Origin of the sequence: Pseudomonas sp. Xaverov 259 (genome assembly GCF_019352915.1) — a bacterium.
In the GTDB taxonomy this organism is placed as follows: Bacteria; Pseudomonadota; Gammaproteobacteria; order Pseudomonadales; family Pseudomonadaceae; genus Aquipseudomonas.
On the sequence record NZ_JAAAFV010000051.1, the window covers coordinates 243,606 to 258,283 of the forward strand.

18 protein-coding genes and 1 pseudogene are annotated in these 14,678 nt (G+C 59.1%); 13 read left to right on the forward strand and 6 right to left on the reverse strand.

Translation table 11 applies throughout. The annotated features are described in order from the left end of the window. Positions 1–159 precede the first annotated feature (159 nt). Together K0H48_RS22635 and K0H48_RS22640 are read left to right on the forward strand one after the other, a co-directional pair. Positions 160–462 carry a type II toxin-antitoxin system HigB family toxin gene (locus K0H48_RS22635; protein WP_056861583.1) on the forward strand — a complete coding sequence of 101 codons (303 nt, stop codon included), beginning with the start codon at positions 160–162 and terminating at the stop codon, positions 460–462. Beyond that, a complete protein-coding gene (locus K0H48_RS22640) occupies positions 462–818 on the forward strand; it encodes a type II toxin-antitoxin system HigA family antitoxin (RefSeq protein WP_099548788.1) in 357 nt (118 codons plus the stop codon). Before K0H48_RS22635 ends, K0H48_RS22640 begins: the two co-directional genes overlap by 1 nt. A gap of 109 nt (positions 819–927) precedes the next feature. Here the strand turns inward: K0H48_RS22640 and thrH are convergent, their stop codons facing one another. Further along, a complete protein-coding gene (thrH, locus tag K0H48_RS22645; protein WP_065929901.1) occupies positions 928–1,545 on the reverse strand; it encodes a bifunctional phosphoserine phosphatase/homoserine phosphotransferase ThrH in 618 nt (205 codons plus the stop codon). A gap of 151 nt (positions 1,546–1,696) precedes the next feature. Between thrH and K0H48_RS22650 the strand changes: the two genes are divergently transcribed. The 3 genes from K0H48_RS22650 to K0H48_RS22660 all read left to right on the forward strand — a co-directional run bounded on the left by K0H48_RS22650 (position 1,697) and on the right by K0H48_RS22660 (position 5,170). Next, positions 1,697–2,431 carry a phosphoadenylyl-sulfate reductase gene (locus K0H48_RS22650; RefSeq protein WP_017134733.1) on the forward strand — a complete coding sequence of 245 codons (735 nt, stop codon included), beginning with the start codon at positions 1,697–1,699 and terminating at the stop codon, positions 2,429–2,431. 473 nt (positions 2,432–2,904) lie between these two features. Next, the gene (locus tag K0H48_RS22655) at positions 2,905–4,434 is read left to right on the forward strand and encodes an NCS1 family nucleobase:cation symporter-1 (RefSeq protein WP_219269270.1); all 1,530 of its coding nucleotides are present in this window, start codon (positions 2,905–2,907) and stop codon (positions 4,432–4,434) included. A gap of 13 nt (positions 4,435–4,447) precedes the next feature. Continuing rightward, positions 4,448–5,170, forward strand: a complete 723-nt coding sequence (locus K0H48_RS22660; RefSeq protein WP_219269271.1) for an aspartate/glutamate racemase family protein — start codon at positions 4,448–4,450, stop codon at positions 5,168–5,170. 201 nt (positions 5,171–5,371) lie between these two features. Here K0H48_RS22660 and K0H48_RS22665 read toward each other — a convergent pair whose 3' ends face one another. Next, a complete protein-coding gene (locus K0H48_RS22665; protein ID WP_219269272.1) occupies positions 5,372–6,295 on the reverse strand; it encodes a LysR family transcriptional regulator in 924 nt (307 codons plus the stop codon). Between the two features lie 105 nt (positions 6,296–6,400). Between K0H48_RS22665 and K0H48_RS22670 the strand changes: the two genes are divergently transcribed. After that, a complete protein-coding gene (locus tag K0H48_RS22670; protein WP_219269273.1) occupies positions 6,401–7,147 on the forward strand; it encodes a 3-oxoacyl-ACP reductase family protein in 747 nt (248 codons plus the stop codon). A 73-nt stretch (positions 7,148–7,220) separates the two neighbouring features. Here the strand turns inward: K0H48_RS22670 and K0H48_RS22675 are convergent, their stop codons facing one another. Beyond that, positions 7,221–7,910 (reverse strand): HAD-IA family hydrolase, encoded by a 690-nt coding sequence (locus K0H48_RS22675; protein ID WP_219269274.1) that lies wholly within the window; start codon positions 7,908–7,910, stop codon positions 7,221–7,223. Positions 7,911–8,131: 221 nt separating this feature from the next. Between K0H48_RS22675 and K0H48_RS22680 the strand changes: the two genes are divergently transcribed. Beyond that, positions 8,132–8,515, forward strand: coding sequence for a DUF2784 domain-containing protein (locus K0H48_RS22680; RefSeq protein ID WP_219269275.1), 384 nt, complete (start codon positions 8,132–8,134; stop codon positions 8,513–8,515). Here the strand turns inward: K0H48_RS22680 and K0H48_RS22685 are convergent. Continuing rightward, positions 8,475–9,443, reverse strand: a complete 969-nt coding sequence (locus tag K0H48_RS22685; RefSeq protein WP_219269276.1) for an NAD-dependent epimerase/dehydratase family protein — start codon at positions 9,441–9,443, stop codon at positions 8,475–8,477. The genes K0H48_RS22680 and K0H48_RS22685 overlap by 41 nt on opposite strands. A 92-nt stretch (positions 9,444–9,535) precedes the next feature. On the opposite strand from K0H48_RS22685, the gene K0H48_RS22690 reads away from it, so the two are divergent. From K0H48_RS22690 to K0H48_RS22715, 6 genes are all read left to right on the forward strand, one after another. Next, on the forward strand, positions 9,536–10,420 hold the full coding sequence (locus K0H48_RS22690) for a LysR family transcriptional regulator (protein WP_219269277.1): 885 nt from the start codon (positions 9,536–9,538) through the stop codon (positions 10,418–10,420). A gap of 54 nt (positions 10,421–10,474) precedes the next feature. Further along, positions 10,475–11,053 carry a DUF4337 domain-containing protein gene (locus K0H48_RS22695; RefSeq protein ID WP_219269278.1) on the forward strand — a complete coding sequence of 193 codons (579 nt, stop codon included), beginning with the start codon at positions 10,475–10,477 and terminating at the stop codon, positions 11,051–11,053. Positions 11,054–11,245: 192 nt separating this feature from the next. Continuing rightward, on the forward strand, positions 11,246–11,905 hold the full coding sequence (locus K0H48_RS22700; RefSeq protein WP_219269279.1) for a M24 family metallopeptidase: 660 nt from the start codon (positions 11,246–11,248) through the stop codon (positions 11,903–11,905). A gap of 9 nt (positions 11,906–11,914) precedes the next feature. After that, positions 11,915–12,268 carry a gamma-glutamylcyclotransferase family protein gene (locus K0H48_RS22705; protein WP_219269280.1) on the forward strand — a complete coding sequence of 118 codons (354 nt, stop codon included), beginning with the start codon at positions 11,915–11,917 and terminating at the stop codon, positions 12,266–12,268. 102 nt (positions 12,269–12,370) lie between these two features. Next, positions 12,371–12,706, forward strand: a complete 336-nt coding sequence (locus tag K0H48_RS22710; RefSeq protein WP_219269281.1) for a hypothetical protein — start codon at positions 12,371–12,373, stop codon at positions 12,704–12,706. Between the two features lie 68 nt (positions 12,707–12,774). Then, entirely contained in the window at positions 12,775–13,815 is a 1,041-nt protein-coding gene (locus K0H48_RS22715) for a DMT family transporter (RefSeq protein ID WP_219269282.1), read from the forward strand. Positions 13,816–13,886: 71 nt separating this feature from the next. Here K0H48_RS22715 and K0H48_RS22720 read toward each other — a convergent pair whose 3' ends face one another. Beyond that, positions 13,887–14,246 (reverse strand): hypothetical protein, encoded by a 360-nt coding sequence (locus K0H48_RS22720; RefSeq protein WP_219269283.1) that lies wholly within the window; start codon positions 14,244–14,246, stop codon positions 13,887–13,889. Beyond that, a pseudogene (locus K0H48_RS22725) lies at positions 14,247–14,678 on the reverse strand (hypothetical protein); the annotation flags it as partial. It lies immediately after the preceding gene.

A 14,678-nucleotide genomic window follows, 5' to 3' on the forward strand; every position in this document is an offset into this window, starting at 1 on the left:
GGACGGAGTATGAGCGGGCGGATAGCGTCCGGCTCAGACCGTCCACCCGCCACCTGTGAAGGATCACGTGAAGCGAATGCCTACTCGTCAGAAATTATTTCCGGGATTGCATCTCACACCAACCCCACCTAATATCTCCCAAATTGGGAGGGAACAGCGATGCGGATAATCGCCCTCTCTACCTTACGGACATTCTGGGAAAGCCATCCTGCTTATACCGATGCCAAGACACCGCTGGTCGAGCTGTATCGCCATATGGAGAGGACCACCTACACAACGCCACAGGCACTCAAGGCAGAGCTCAGAACGGCGAGTATTCTCAAGGGCAGCCGGGTGGTGTTTAACGTGGGCGGCAACAAGTATCGAGTGATCATGGCGATCGACTATCAACGACAGCTGGGGTTTGTGCGTTTCGTGGGAACCCATATGCAATACGACCAGATCAACGCGGAGACCGTGTGATGAACATCAAACCTATTCATTCCCAGGAAGACCTGACCGCTGCGCTTGCGCGTGTGGAGCAGCTCTGGGGCGCAGACATCGGCTCGCCTGAGGGGGACGAGCTGGAAATTCTCGCCGTGCTTATTGAAAAATACGAGGCGGAACACTTTCCCATGCCACCTTCGGACCCGGTGGAGGCGATCAGATTTCGCATGGAGCAGCTTGGCATGACTGCCCGTGATCTGGAGCCCTTTATCGGCACCAGTGGGCGGGTATCAGAGGTACTCAACCACAAGCGCAAGCTGAGCCTGTCGATGATCAAGCGGCTGCATGAAGGCTTGAGCATTCCTTATGAACGGTTGTTGGCCGGGGTTTAGGCAGTGGCCGCACGGGCCTCATCGCAGGCAAGCCAGCTCCCACAGGCTGACCGCGTTCAGTGTGGGAGCTGGCTTGCCTGCGATGGGGCCATCAACAGCGCTGAGTCACTTACAGGCTCAACTGCCGATTCGATGCCTTGATAAACTCTTTCTTCAAGTCCTCAAAGGTATGCACCGCAGGGAACTGAGGGAACTCGCGAATCACATTTTCCGGCGCATGGAACAGAATCCCACGGTCAGCTTCACCCAGCATCGTGGTGTCGTTGTAGGAATCGCCAGCAGCGATCACGCGGTAGTAAAGGGTCTTGAACGCCAACACCGACTGGCGTTTTGGGTCTTTCTGACGCAGTTGGTAACTCACCACACGATCATTTTCATCAGTGATCAGACGGTGGCACAACAAGGTCGGGAAACCGAGCTGGCGCATCAACGGCTGGGAGAACTCATAGAAGGTGTCTGACAGAATCACCACCTGGAAGCGTTCGCGCAGCCAGTTGACGAACTCGATGGCACCGTCCAGCGGCTTGAGGGTGGCGATCACTTCCTGGATATCGGCGAGCTTGAGCCCATGCTCGTCAAGAATGCGCAGGCGCTGCTTCATCAACACGTCGTAGTCGGGAATGTCACGGGTGGTGGCCCGCAGGGATTCAATACCGGTTTTTTCGGCGAAGGCGATCCAGATTTCCGGAACCAGCACCCCTTCCAGGTCGAGACAGGCAATTTCCACAAGACACTCCTATTGGATGTTGTTAGTTGAGCGAGCAAAAGGACTGCCGAACTCTAGCGATTCAAGCGCGGCGCCGCAACGCAGAGCGGATTTTGATACCATCGCTCCCCTATAGAGCGCTCAGCGCCACTGACCTGTAGGAACCGTCCTGATGAACCAAGCCTTCGACGTCGCTGAACTCGCCGCGACTTATGCCAACAAATCCGCCCAGGACATTCTCAAGCTGGCATTCAGCCAGTTCGGTGATGACCTGTGGATTTCCTTCAGCGGTGCCGAGGATGTGGTGCTGGTCGATATGGCTTGGAAGCTGAACAAGAACGTTAAAGTCTTCAGCCTCGACACCGGCCGCCTGCACCCAGAGACCTACCGGTTTATCGAGCAAGTGCGCGACTTCTACAAAATCGACATCGAACTGATCTCACCAGACCAGAGCAAGCTGGAACCCTTCGTCAAAGAGAAAGGCCTGTTCAGCTTCTATAAAGACGGCCATGGTGAATGCTGCGGCGTGCGCAAGATCGAACCGCTGCGCCGCAAACTGTCCGGTGTAAACGCCTGGGCCACCGGCCAACGCCGCGACCAGAGCCCCGGCACCCGCAGCCAGGTGGCGGCGCTGGAGATCGATACGGCGTTTTCGACTCCGGAACGTACGCTGTACAAATTCAACCCACTGGCGCAGATGACCAGCGAGGAAGTCTGGGGTTACATCCGCATGCTGGAGCTGCCGTACAACAGCCTGCATGAGCGCGGTTTTATCAGCATCGGCTGCGAGCCCTGCACTCGCCCGGTATTGCCCAACCAGCACGAGCGCGAAGGCCGCTGGTGGTGGGAGGAAGCCACGCAGAAGGAATGCGGGCTGCATGCCGGGAATATCATCAGCAAGGCTTGATTCCCTTACGGTCAATAATCAATGTGGGAGCGGGCTTGCCCGCGATTGCGGTTTACCAGTCATGAAGATATCGACTGATCCACCGTAATCGCGGGCAAGCCCGCTCCCACATTTTGTTTTGCGCCGCCCCATAAAAAATGTACACATCAATGTAACCATAAGTGCCATTTATGTGTGCAATCCGTATTCTCCCGCACCAAAACGTAACACCCATTTCCCCACGCTGTTCGACGCTTCAATAGCGCGCCTCGCCATCAAAAATAAATACCTGTTCAAACGGTCAATTTATATTGCTTTTAATTCAGTAATTTATTCAACAGACCTACAAAAACGAAATTAACCCTGATTTTCATAGAGCCAAAACTGGCACGCATGTGGCTTAAGGTGAATTGCTCTTTGTATACAATAAATACAAAACATACATACACTTTGCCATCTGCAGTGTTCCTGCAGATGCGCCGGAGCCTGCCGGAATGCGTACAAGCCTCTCGAATGACATCGCACTGGATCTGCCCTCCTCCGCCCTGAACCCCGAGGCCACAAGCCCTGGCCCATTGGTGCTCAGCCCACGCTTGCACAACAGGGACCTGGCACCCACCAAAGCCGAAGGCCGACGCTGGGGGCGCTACAGTATTTTCGCGTTGTGGACCAACGACGTGCACAACATCGCCAACTATTCGTTTGCCATCGGCCTGTATGCGCTGGGCCTTGGTGGCTGGCAGATTCTGTTGTCCCTGGGGATTGGCGCGGCGCTGGTGTACTTCTTTATGAACCTGTCGGGGTTTATGGGCCAGAAGACTGGGGTGCCATTCCCGGTGATCAGCCGTATCAGTTTCGGCATTCACGGTGCGCAGATTCCGGCGTTGATCCGCGCAGTGATTGCGATTGCCTGGTTTGGTATCCAGACCTACCTGGCCTCGGTGGTTTTCCGTGTGTTGCTGTCGGCGATTCATCCAGGGTTTGCCGACTATGACCACAACTCGATCCTCGGCCTGTCGACCTTGGGCTGGGCGTGTTTCATCACGATCTGGTTTGTGCAGTTGGCGATCCTGGCGTACGGCATGGAAATGGTGCGCCGCTATGAAGCCTTCGCCGGGCCGGTGATTCTGGTGACCGTGGCTTCGCTGGCCGGCTGGATGTACTTCCAGGTTGGCGGCAATATCGCCTGGTCGATCCGCGAGCCTTTGAGCGGCGGCGAGATGTGGCGCAACATCTTTGCCGGTGGCGCGCTGTGGCTGAGTATCTACGGCACGCTGATCCTCAACTTCTGCGACTTCGCACGCTCCTCGCCGTGCCGCAAGACCATCCTGGTCGGAAACTTCTGGGGCTTGCCGGTGAATATCCTGGTGTTTGCCGCGATCACCGTATTGCTCTGCGGCGGGCAGTTCCAACTCAATGGCCGGGTAATTGAAAGCCCGACCGAAATCATCGCGGCCATCCCCAATACCTTCTTCCTCGTGCTGGGCTGCCTGGCGTTCCTGATCGTCACTGTGGCGGTGAACATCATGGCCAACTTTGTCGCACCGGCCTTTGTGCTGAGCAACCTGGCGCCCAAGTACCTGAACTTCCGGCGTGCCGGGCTGATCAGCGCCACCGTGGCGGTGCTGATCCTGCCGTGGAACCTCTACAACAGCCCGCTGGTAATCGTGTATTTCCTCTCCGGGTTGGGCGCACTGCTGGGGCCGTTGTATGGCGTGATCATGGTTGATTACTGGCTGATCCGTAAAAGCCAGGTGGATGTATTGCAGCTGTATAGCGAAGACCCGAATGGCGCTTATTACTACAGCCGTGGGGTCAATTTACGCGCGGTGGCGGCGTTTATTCCTGCGGCGGTCATCGCGATTCTGCTGGCGCTGTTGCCCGGCTTTGCCAGCGTCGCGCCGTTTTCCTGGCTGTTTGGCGCCGGTATTGCAGGGCTGTTGTACTTGCTGATCGCCAAGCGCCACGCGTTCTACGCCGATGTCAGCGGCGAAAGTATTGCAGTCGATAACGTCAGTCATTAATCAAGGACATTCCATGCGCATCCTCGTGGTCAACGTCAACACCACCGCCTCCATCACCGACACCATCGCCCAGCAGGCGCGGGCCGTGGCTTCACCGGGCACCGAGATTGTCGGGCTCACCCCGTTCTTCGGTGCGGAATCAGTGGAGGGCAACTTTGAAAGCTACCTGGCCGCCATCGCGGTGATGGACCGGGTGATAGCCTACGACCAGCCGTTTGATGCGGTGATCCAGGCCGGCTATGGCGAACATGGCCGTGAAGGTCTGCAGGAATTGCTCAACGTGCCAGTGGTGGACATCACCGAGGCGGCGGCCAGCACGGCGATGTTTCTGGGCCATGCCTATTCGGTGGTCACCACCCTGGACCGCACCGTACCGTTGATTGAAGACCGCCTGAAACTGGCGGGTCTGTATCAACGTTGCGCCTCGGTACGCGCCAGCGGCATGGCGGTGCTGGAGTTGGAAGAAGACCCGCTGGCCGCCATGCAAGCCATTGTGCGCGAGGCGGAATTGGCCATCCGCGACGACAAGGCCGAAGTGATCTGCCTGGGCTGCGGCGGCATGGCCGGGCTGGATGAGCAGATTCGCCAGCGCACCGGCGTGCCGGTGGTGGATGGCGTGACGGCGGCGGTGACCATTGCCGAATCGCTGGTGCGCCTGGGGTTGTCGACGTCGAAGATCAGGACTTATGCGACGCCACGGCCGAAGAAAGTGATCGGCTGGCCAGGCCACCGCTGAAGGCATCCATATTCTCCTGTGGCGAGCAGGCTTGCCCTGCGTTGGGCTGCGCAGCGGCCCCAGTAAACGCACTGAAGTTCATTCTGAAAGTACTCAGCGCCTGGATTTGGGGCTGCTTCGCAGCCCAACGCAGGGCAAGCCTGCTCGCCACAACGGGCGCCTTACCACAGACGTTGACCGCGACCCGCTAGATCGCCTTGATCAAATCGCGCTGAATGTTTGCCCCAGTTTCTGCTCGGCAAATTGCTCGATGATGAAATCCACAAACGCACGGGTCTTGCCGGGCAGCAGTTTGTGTTCGGCGTAGTAGAGGGAGATGTTGCCGTCGTCGACGTACCAATCGGGCAGTACGCGTACCAACTTGCCGCTGGCCAGCCAAGGCACGGCAAACGGCATGCTCACCAGCGCAATGCCCAACGCCTGGTCTGCCGCGACGCAGGCCGCCTGGGAATCGCTCATCGTCATGCGTGCCTTAAGGTTCAACGGGCCGTGCGCACCGTGGCGGCCGGTCAGTTGCCAGGAGCGCACGCGGCCGGTTTGTGGCGAGCGAATCAGGATGCCATCGCAGTGCTCAAGGTCTGCTGGCTGTAGAACCGCCGAACGTGCCGCCAGATAATCCGGTGAGGCCACCAGCACCCGATGCGCCGGCGCGAGTTTACGCGCGACCACGCCCTGAGGCAGTTCAAAACCGCCGCCCAGTGCGGCGTCGAAGCCCTGGCCAATCAGGTCGACCTGGCGATTGTCAAAATGCCAGTCGGGGCTGATATCGGGGAAGCGTTTTAGAAACTCCCCGAGCAACGGCACGATGTATAAACAGCCGACCACCGTGCCCATGCTGACTTTCAAGGTGCCCACCGGCCGCCCTTCGGCGCTGGCAAGGTTGGCCACGGCATTCTGGATGGTGGTGAGGCTGGCGCTGACTTCTTCGAGGAACAGCTTGCCGGCTTCGGTCAGCGTCAGCCGCCGGGTGCTGCGCTGAAACAGCCGAACCCCGAGGCGCGCTTCCAGCTTGGCGACGCTTTTACCGACTGCCGCCGGGGTCAAACTCAGGTGCCGGGCCGCTTCGGCGAAGCTGCCACCTTCGGCGCTGCGCACGAAACATTCGATACTGCCAAAGCTCTCCATATCGACCACTCTAAACTTTTGGTTTACACAGACTATAGCAATCACGGTCTACCGGCTTGAGTAGGTGAGGCCGATACTCGGTCCATCAACTACTTGGAGATCGACATGACCACACACACCCTCAGCGGCAAAGTTGCATTGATCCAGGGCGGTTCCCGCGGCATTGGCGCTGCCATCGTCAAGCGCCTCGCAGCGCAAGGCGCGGCCGTCGCCTTTACCTACGTCAGCTCCGCCGCCAAGGCCGAGGCACTGCAAAACAGCGTGATCAGCGCAGGCGGCAAAGCCTTGGCCATTCAGGCCGACAGTGCCGATGCCACGGCGATTCGCAATGCCGTCAACGCCACCGTCGAAGCCTTTGGGCGCCTGGATATCCTGGTGAACAACGCCGGCGTGCTGGCCATAGCGCCACTGGAAGACTTCAAGCTGGAAGACTTCGACCAGACCCTGGCAATCAACGTGCGCAGCGTGTTTATCGCTACCCAGGAAGCGGCCAAACACATGGGCGAAGGCGGCCGCGTGATCAATATCGGCAGCACCAATGCCGAGCGCATGCCGTTCGGCGGTGGCGGACCGTATGCAATGAGCAAGGCGGCGCTGGTGGGGTTGACCAAGGGCTTGGCACGGGATCTGGGACCGCGCGGCATCACCATCAACAATGTGCAGCCAGGGCCGGTGGACACCGATATGAACCCGGCGGACAGTGAGTTTGCAGCGAGTTTGATTGGCTTGATGGCGGTTGGGCGGTATGGGCAGGTCGAGGAAATTGCCAGCTTCGTGGCGTATCTGGCCGGCCCGGAAGCGGGCTACATCACGGGTGCGAGCTTGACCATCGATGGTGGTTTCAGCGCTTAAAACTTCTGTAACACTGCAAAACCCAATGTGGGAGCTGGCTTGCCTGCTCCCACTTTTTTTGAGCGTGTTTTACTCAGGACATTGGCGGCAAGCCGTAGGCCGCCAGGTCAAAGTCCGCCAGCTTGCGGATGATCTGGTCGGCATGCTGGTACTTGCTGTCGGCCATGGCTTCATCGGGCACGGCGATGGCAGTCATGTGGGCGGCCTTGGCGGCCGTCACGCCAAACGGCGAGTCTTCGAACACCAGGCAATCCTCGGGCGCAACACCCAAGCGGCGTGCGGCGGTGAGGAAGATATCCGGCGCGGGTTTGGCGGCCCCCACTTCAGGGTCATCGGCGGTGACGATAGTGCCGAACAAGCCAAACCACTCACGGTGCAAGGTGGTCTTGTGGCCAAACGAATTGCGCGACGAACTGGTGCCCACGGCAATCGGAATGTTGTGCGCCTTCAGGTGTCGCACCAGCGCTTCGGCACCGGGCATGCCCAAGGCTTTGGGGAAACGCTCGCTCATCAGCGGTTCGCGAATCCGCAGAAACTCCGCCGGAGTAATCGGCAAATCCAGCGCCTTGACCACGTATTCAGCCAGGTCCTGGGCGCCCCGGCCGATAATGTGCTGCTTGATACCCCAGTCGTAGGTGCGGCCGTAGCGTTCGGCGATGATCTGTGTGACTTCGGTGTAGATGCCTTCAGTGTCCAGCAACAACCCGTCCATATCAAAAATCACGGCCTTGATTGGACCGACTGCGGTACGCGGTACATTCATCGCAACAGAACCTTGGGGGAAGGACTAAAAGGATTCAGCAGAATAACGGCCTACAGCGTAGGCAAGCAACCTTGGCGGCCCTTCACCCTGCGGCGCTATTCAGGGTGCTCACAGTGCGCTGTAATTATATGACTTCAATCGCAGCAACACGCCAAAAAACCGTGCGTGTTCATTGATTACCTGCAAGCTCAACTCCAGCCCTGATAAAAGCGAATTTCTTCATGCTCTATCGCATTGCCGCCGACAGCCTCGTACTGTTCCACCTGTGTTTTATCCTGTTCGTGCTGTTCGGCGGGTTGCTGGCGCTCAGGTGGCGGCCAGTGATGTGGCTGCACCTGCCCGCCGCAGCCTGGGGCGTGGCGGTGGAAGTGTTCCACCTGCCCTGCCCGCTGACCCGCTGGGAAAACCTGCTGCGCCACCTCGCCGGGCAGGACGGTTATGGCGGCGGTTTTATCGAGCATTACATTCTTACCCTGATCTACCCGGCCGGGCTGACCCCAGAGATTCAACTGGGGCTGGGTGCCATGGTGCTGCTGGTGAATATCGCGGTGTATGTACGCTTGATCAGACAGCGTCAGGCAAACAACCCAGACCGAGCAATGTAGCTTCCACCGCCTGTTCCAGTGGAGTGTGCGGCTCGTGCCCCAAAGTCGCGACCAAGCGCGTGTTGTCCAGACGCAATGGGGTTTGCCACAGGTAACGCATCTCCTGCATCTCGCGAAGAGTGACGACAAAGGGCGCAGCCATTTTCAGAAACCACCATGGGAAACGACCTACGCGTGGTTGCTGGCCTGTTCTGCGCAGCACCACCTGCTGGATCGCCCGGGTCATCTGCGTGCCGTCCGTGTCCATATGCCCGGCCATGTGAAAGCGCGCAAAAGCCTCCAGGGTTGACCGGCGTTCAAGCAGCTCGACCATGGTGCGCGCCACATCCGGCAAATAAGCCCATTGATGCGCCACACCCGGTGCGCCCGGATAGCTCACGGCGTGTACCGGTTTGCCGGGTTTGATCAAGCCTTGGGCAAACCAGTTGTTGGCCACCCGAGCGCCAAAAAAATCCCCGGCGCGCACAATCAGCACACGGGCGCCACGGCGGGATGCCTGTTCCAGACGCTGCTCCAGCTGTACGCGGATAGCCCCCTTGCGCGTTCGCGGGTGCTGCGGCGAATCTTCATACAGCACCGGAAACACATCCGGCCCGAAGTTGTAGACCGTGCCCGGCAACACAATCGTCGCGCCCTCGGCGATGGCCGCCGCAATGCTGTTATCGATCATCGGCATAACCAGCTCAGCCCAATTGCGATAACCCGGTGGGTTGACGGCATGCACAATCACCGCACAACCACGGGCGGCAACGCATACCTCATCACGATTGAGCGCATCGCCCTCGATCCAGGAAAAGTCGGCATTCGCCCGGCGGGCCTTGCCCACATCCCGCGTCAGCGCACACACCTCCCAGCCTGCCGCGTGCAGTTGCCGCGCCACTTCACCGCCGATCCCGCCGGTTGCACCCAGCACCAGAACCTTGCTCATAACCTTCTCCTACCCGGTTGGTAAGGCCATTTTGTGTGCAGCCTTGCTATAGATAAATTGCCGAAGACAATCCAGCCGCTATACATTTATGCATGGCATCGACAATTGGTTGGGAGCTTTACCGGTCATTCCTTGGCGTACTCAAGGAAGGATCGTTATCGGGTGCCGCGCGGCAGCTCGGTATTACGCAGCCTACGGTGGGCCGGCACATCGCTGCGCTGGAAGCCGAGCTGGGCGTGGTGCTGTTCACCCGCTCGCCTGGCGGGTTGCTGCCGACGGCCGTGGCCCACACCTTGCGCGCCCATGCCGAAACCATGGAGCGTACCGCCGCCGCCCTGGAGCGGGCCGCGTCTGCCCACGGCGATGAAGTGCGCGGCGTGGTGCGGGTGTCGGCCAGCGAAGTGGTCGGCGTGGAAGTGCTGCCGCCGATCATCACCCAGCTGCGCCGCCAACACCCACGCCTGCGGGTTGAACTGGTGCTGACCAACCGCCTCAGCGACCTGCTGCAACTGGAAGCCGACATCGCCGTGCGCATGGTCCGCCCCAGCCAGGAGCAACTGCTGGCGCAGCGTATCGGTCTGATTGAGGTCGGCTTGCACGCCCGCGACGATTACCTGCAACTGCAGGGCATTCCTCTGCACATGCAGGATCTGGTCAACCATTCAGTCATCGGTTTCGACCAGCAAAACGCGTTTATCCGCAGCTTGGCCATCAAGGGCTTTGAACGCAGCGCCTTTGCCATCAGCAGCGACAGTGACCTGGCGCAATTGGCGCTGATCCGCGCCGGTGCCGGTATCGGCGGTTGCCAGGTGCAACTGGCCAAGCGCGACCCGCGTTTGCGTCGGGTTCTGCCCGATGGCTTTGCGCTCAAATTGGACACCTGGGTGACCATGCACGAAGACCTGCGCAACAGCCCGCGCTGCCGCGTGACATTCGATGCGCTGGTGCAGGGTTTGCAGCGTTACGTACAGGATTGAGACAGCTTCACTGGTAAAGAATCAGGCTCCCTCACTCCCTTCATAGACGCCCCCATGTCCGAAGCCTTCGAAGTCCCCAGCCCCCACGAAAAACACCTCGAACACACCACCGAACATGCGCACGGGCGCGGTGACAACTTTGCCAGCCGCATCGCCGTAATGACCGCGTTGATGGCCACCCTGGGCGCCATGCTCAGCTACCAGGCCGGCTCCACCGAAAGCGAAGCGGCGATGGACAAGAACAACGCCGCCATCATCAAGACCGAAGCCGCCAACCAGTGGAACTACTACCAGGCCAAATCCAGCCGCCAGAACCTGGCGGAGCTGGCCACGCATATCCCCGGAGTGGATGCGGCGCATTACAAGGACGAGATCGAGCGCTACAAGGGCCAGAAGGAAGAGGTGCGCAAACAGGCCGAGAAGCTTGAGGCGACATCCAAGGAATGGGACCAGAAGTCCGAAGAGGCGCTACATCAGCATCACCGTTGGGCGCAGGCGATGACCGCGATTCAAATCGCAATTTCGTTGGCGGCGATTACGTTGCTGACGCGCAAGGAGTGGCTCAAGCGCATGTCCTATACCGCAGGTGGTGTGGCAGTGGTGCTGGGTAGCCTGGCCTGGCTCCATTTCTGACATCATGTGGGAGCTGGCTTGCCTGCGATGGCGGTGGGTCAGGCAACATAACTGTTTGCTGAACCACCGCCATCGCAGGCAAGCCAGCTCCCACATTTGATCTTTGGTGTTTTCAGGGTTGGGTTCCGTCCGCGCATCGCTATATAGTAAAACGCATAACGACCAGCACAGCCTGAATGCGAGGGAACACCGGTGACCGCACAACCCAAAGAAGCCGTGGGCGCCGCCTACAGCATCGACTCCATGCGATACGCCCAAGCCATGACCTGGCAAGCCATCGAACACCTCGCCCAACGCATCCGCCCCGGCATGCTTGAATCCGAGGCTCGCGAGCTGGGCAAACAGGTACTCACCGAACTCGACATGCAACGCATCTGGCACCCGCTGTTGGTGCGTTTTGGTGCCAACACCCTCAAAGCCTTCAACCAGCGCTCCGACGGCGACCCGGTGTTGGCCGAAAACGATATTTTCTTCATCGACATGGGCGCCGTGTGGCAAGGCCATGAAGGCGACGCTGGTGCTACCTTCACCCTTGGCGACGACGCAGACATGATCGCCTGCGCCAACGCCGCCAAAGCGCTGTTCGACCGCGTACAATCGCGCTGGAAAAATGACCACGTCGCAGGCCTTGAGCTTTACCGCTATGCCCAAGAGCAAGCCCAAGCCATGGGCTGGCGACTGAACCTCGACATCAAGGGCCACCGCGTCAGCGACTTCCCCCATGCCATCCATCGCGGCGGCGACCTGGGCGATTTCGAGCACTATCCGAACGCCGGGCTGTGGATTCTGGAAATCCAGATCGCCCACCCGAGCAAGCCCTACGGCGCTTTTTACGAAGACCTACTCGCTTAAGGAACATCCATGGAACGCTCCACCCAATTTCCCGTGCTGCTGTTTTCCTACGGCACTTTGCAGGACAAGGCCGTGCAATTGGCCAACTTTGGCCGGGAACTGGTCGGCCAACACGACGCAATGCTCGGCTATGCGCAAAGCTGGGTAGAAATTACCGACCCGCAAGTGCTGGCCACCAGCGGCAAGACCCATCACCCGATTGTCGCGCCAAGCGAAGAAAAGTCTGCCAGCGTGGAAGGCATGGTCTTTCAGATCAACGCGCAGGAACTGGCGGCAGCGGATGCGTATGAGGTGTCGGACTACAAGCGCGTTTCCGTGGCGCTGGCGTCGGGTCTTACAGCGTGGGTGTACGTGCAGGCCTGAAAATGAAACATCCGGGTAATTGATTTCAATCTGCCAATGCAGGAATTAAAGTAGCGCCCCCTCGAGAATTGAATCCCGGGGGTCAGTCCATGGAGTTTCACAGTGAAGTACGTCAGTAAAGTAGTTGCAGCCGCTGTTCTCGGTTTCACCCTCGCAGGCTGCACCGGCACCGCCATGCAATCCCCACAGTACGACAGCAGCCAGTACACCGTTTTGGGCCACAGTGAAGCCAGCGCCACCGGCGTGATGTTGCTCGGCATCATCCCGATCGGCCAGAACAGCCGCTTCGTGCGCGCCCAGGATGCCGCGATCAAGGCCAAAGGCGGCGACGCGCTGATCAACACCCAAGTGCAGGAAAAATGGTTCTGGGCGTGGGTACTGAATGGTTACACCACCAAGATTTCGGGTGATGTGATCAAGTTGAAAACCGCGCAGTAAGTATCAAGTTGTCAGGGCGCTGACCCTGGCAAGCGACGTATCATGGGTCAACCTTTCGAGGACGGCCCATGAACCTCAGTATCCTTTATGCACTCGCCGCCGCCGCCCTGTTCGGCGCCAGCACCCCGCTCGCCAAAAGCCTCGGCCTGAACCTTTCGCCCGTACTCCTTGCCGGTTTGCTCTACCTCGGCAGCGGCCTCGGCCTGGCTTGCGTGCGCCTCGCACGTGATCGCGGCTGGAAACCCAGCGGGCTGACCCGCCCTGAATGGCCCTGGCTGCTCGGCGCCATCGCCTTCGGCGGCATCCTCGGCCCGGTTGCCCTGATGTTCGGACTTACCCGCACCACCGGCGCGACTGCCTCCCTGATGCTCAACCTTGAATCGTTGCTGACCGCCGTGATCGCCTGGCTGGTGTTCAGAGAAAACGCCGACCGCCGCATCGTCCTCGGCATGCTCGCGATCGTGCTGGGCGGCATGGTGTTGTCATGGTCCGACGGCGGCGGCGCCAACCACGACTGGACCGGGCCGTTTGCCGTGGCGCTGGCCTGTGCATGCTGGGGGATTGATAACAACCTGACGCGCAAAGTCTCGGCCTCAGACGCGCTGTTTATCGCCGGCGCCAAGGGATTGATAGCCGGGCTGGTGAATTGCAGCCTGGCGCTTTACCTCGGCGCGCAGATACCGGGTGCGGCGCAACTGGCGCCTATCCTGCTGGTTGGGTTTTTGGGATATGGCATCAGCCTGGTCATGTTCGTGCTGGCGTTACGCGGGTTGGGCAGTGCGCGCACGGGCGCTTACTTCTCGACAGCGCCGTTCCTCGGCGCGGCTGTTGCCCTGCTGATGTTTGGGGAATCGGTAACGGTGGCGTTCTGGATCGCATCAGCGTTGATGGCCGTGGGCGTGTGGCTGCACCTGACGGAGCGGCATGCCCATGAGCATCTGCATGACGCCACGGAACATGGGCATCGGCACGTGCATGATGAACATCATCAGCATGAGCACGGGTTTGAGTGGGACCCGGCGCAGCCGCACAGTCATGTGCATGTTCACAGTGTGATGCGGCATAGCCATGCGCATTTTCCGGATGTGCATCATCGGCATCGGCATTGAGGGCCTGACGACAGAAGTTTGCCGGATGATGTTTTGGGAAAGGGCAAAAGACAGTCGCCCAAAAAGGCGGATTAGTTCTCTATAAAAAGCCAGGCAATACACATGACGGTAGCGGAAGTGAAAGCAATCAGTGTCGGTATGACCATCCAATACTTGAGATGTCGTGGGATTTTTTCAACGTCCTCAACCCGCACTAAACGCCTCCATTGGAGTACTTTTGGCATAAGAATGATGGTGGCCATGGCGAATACGCGCACTTGTCGGCCTTCAAATGGAGCATTACGAAAAATGCGCTTGTGCATGGCTACATAGTCGCTGTGCTCCACAAAGCGTTCTGCTGCATCGAGCTTTTTGAACATGACAAAAAAAGTGAGAGGAAGGCTGAGTAGCATGATGACGCCCGCACACATGCCGATGTATTCGAAGACCATTTAATCCCTCACCGCCTCATAGAGAACTTTTCCCGTGCTTTCTCCGAGAGCGCTTGCAGCTTTGCCTAAAACGAGTCCGCCTGTGGCGCCGCCAACGATGGCACACCCCAAAGCTCCGGCACCTGCTGTAGGTATGCCAAAAACAACCATGCAGGCGCCTATTCCTACAGAGGCACCTATACTCCCACCTAACGATGCGCCACCGACTCCAAACACTAACTTACCCCCTTCAACATACGTCGCCTGCGTACACGCTTGCTCACGCCCCGTGGAACACGCCTCCGTTATCTCCAGCGCCGTCGCCCCAACATCCAGCGCTATGCCAATGTAAGTCCCCTTCTTCAATATTTGCGAGGCCTTGGCCAAATGCTTGACCCTTTCCTCATACCCACGAATTTCTCCGTGGTGCCAGTAGCTTTTACTGGAGATCCC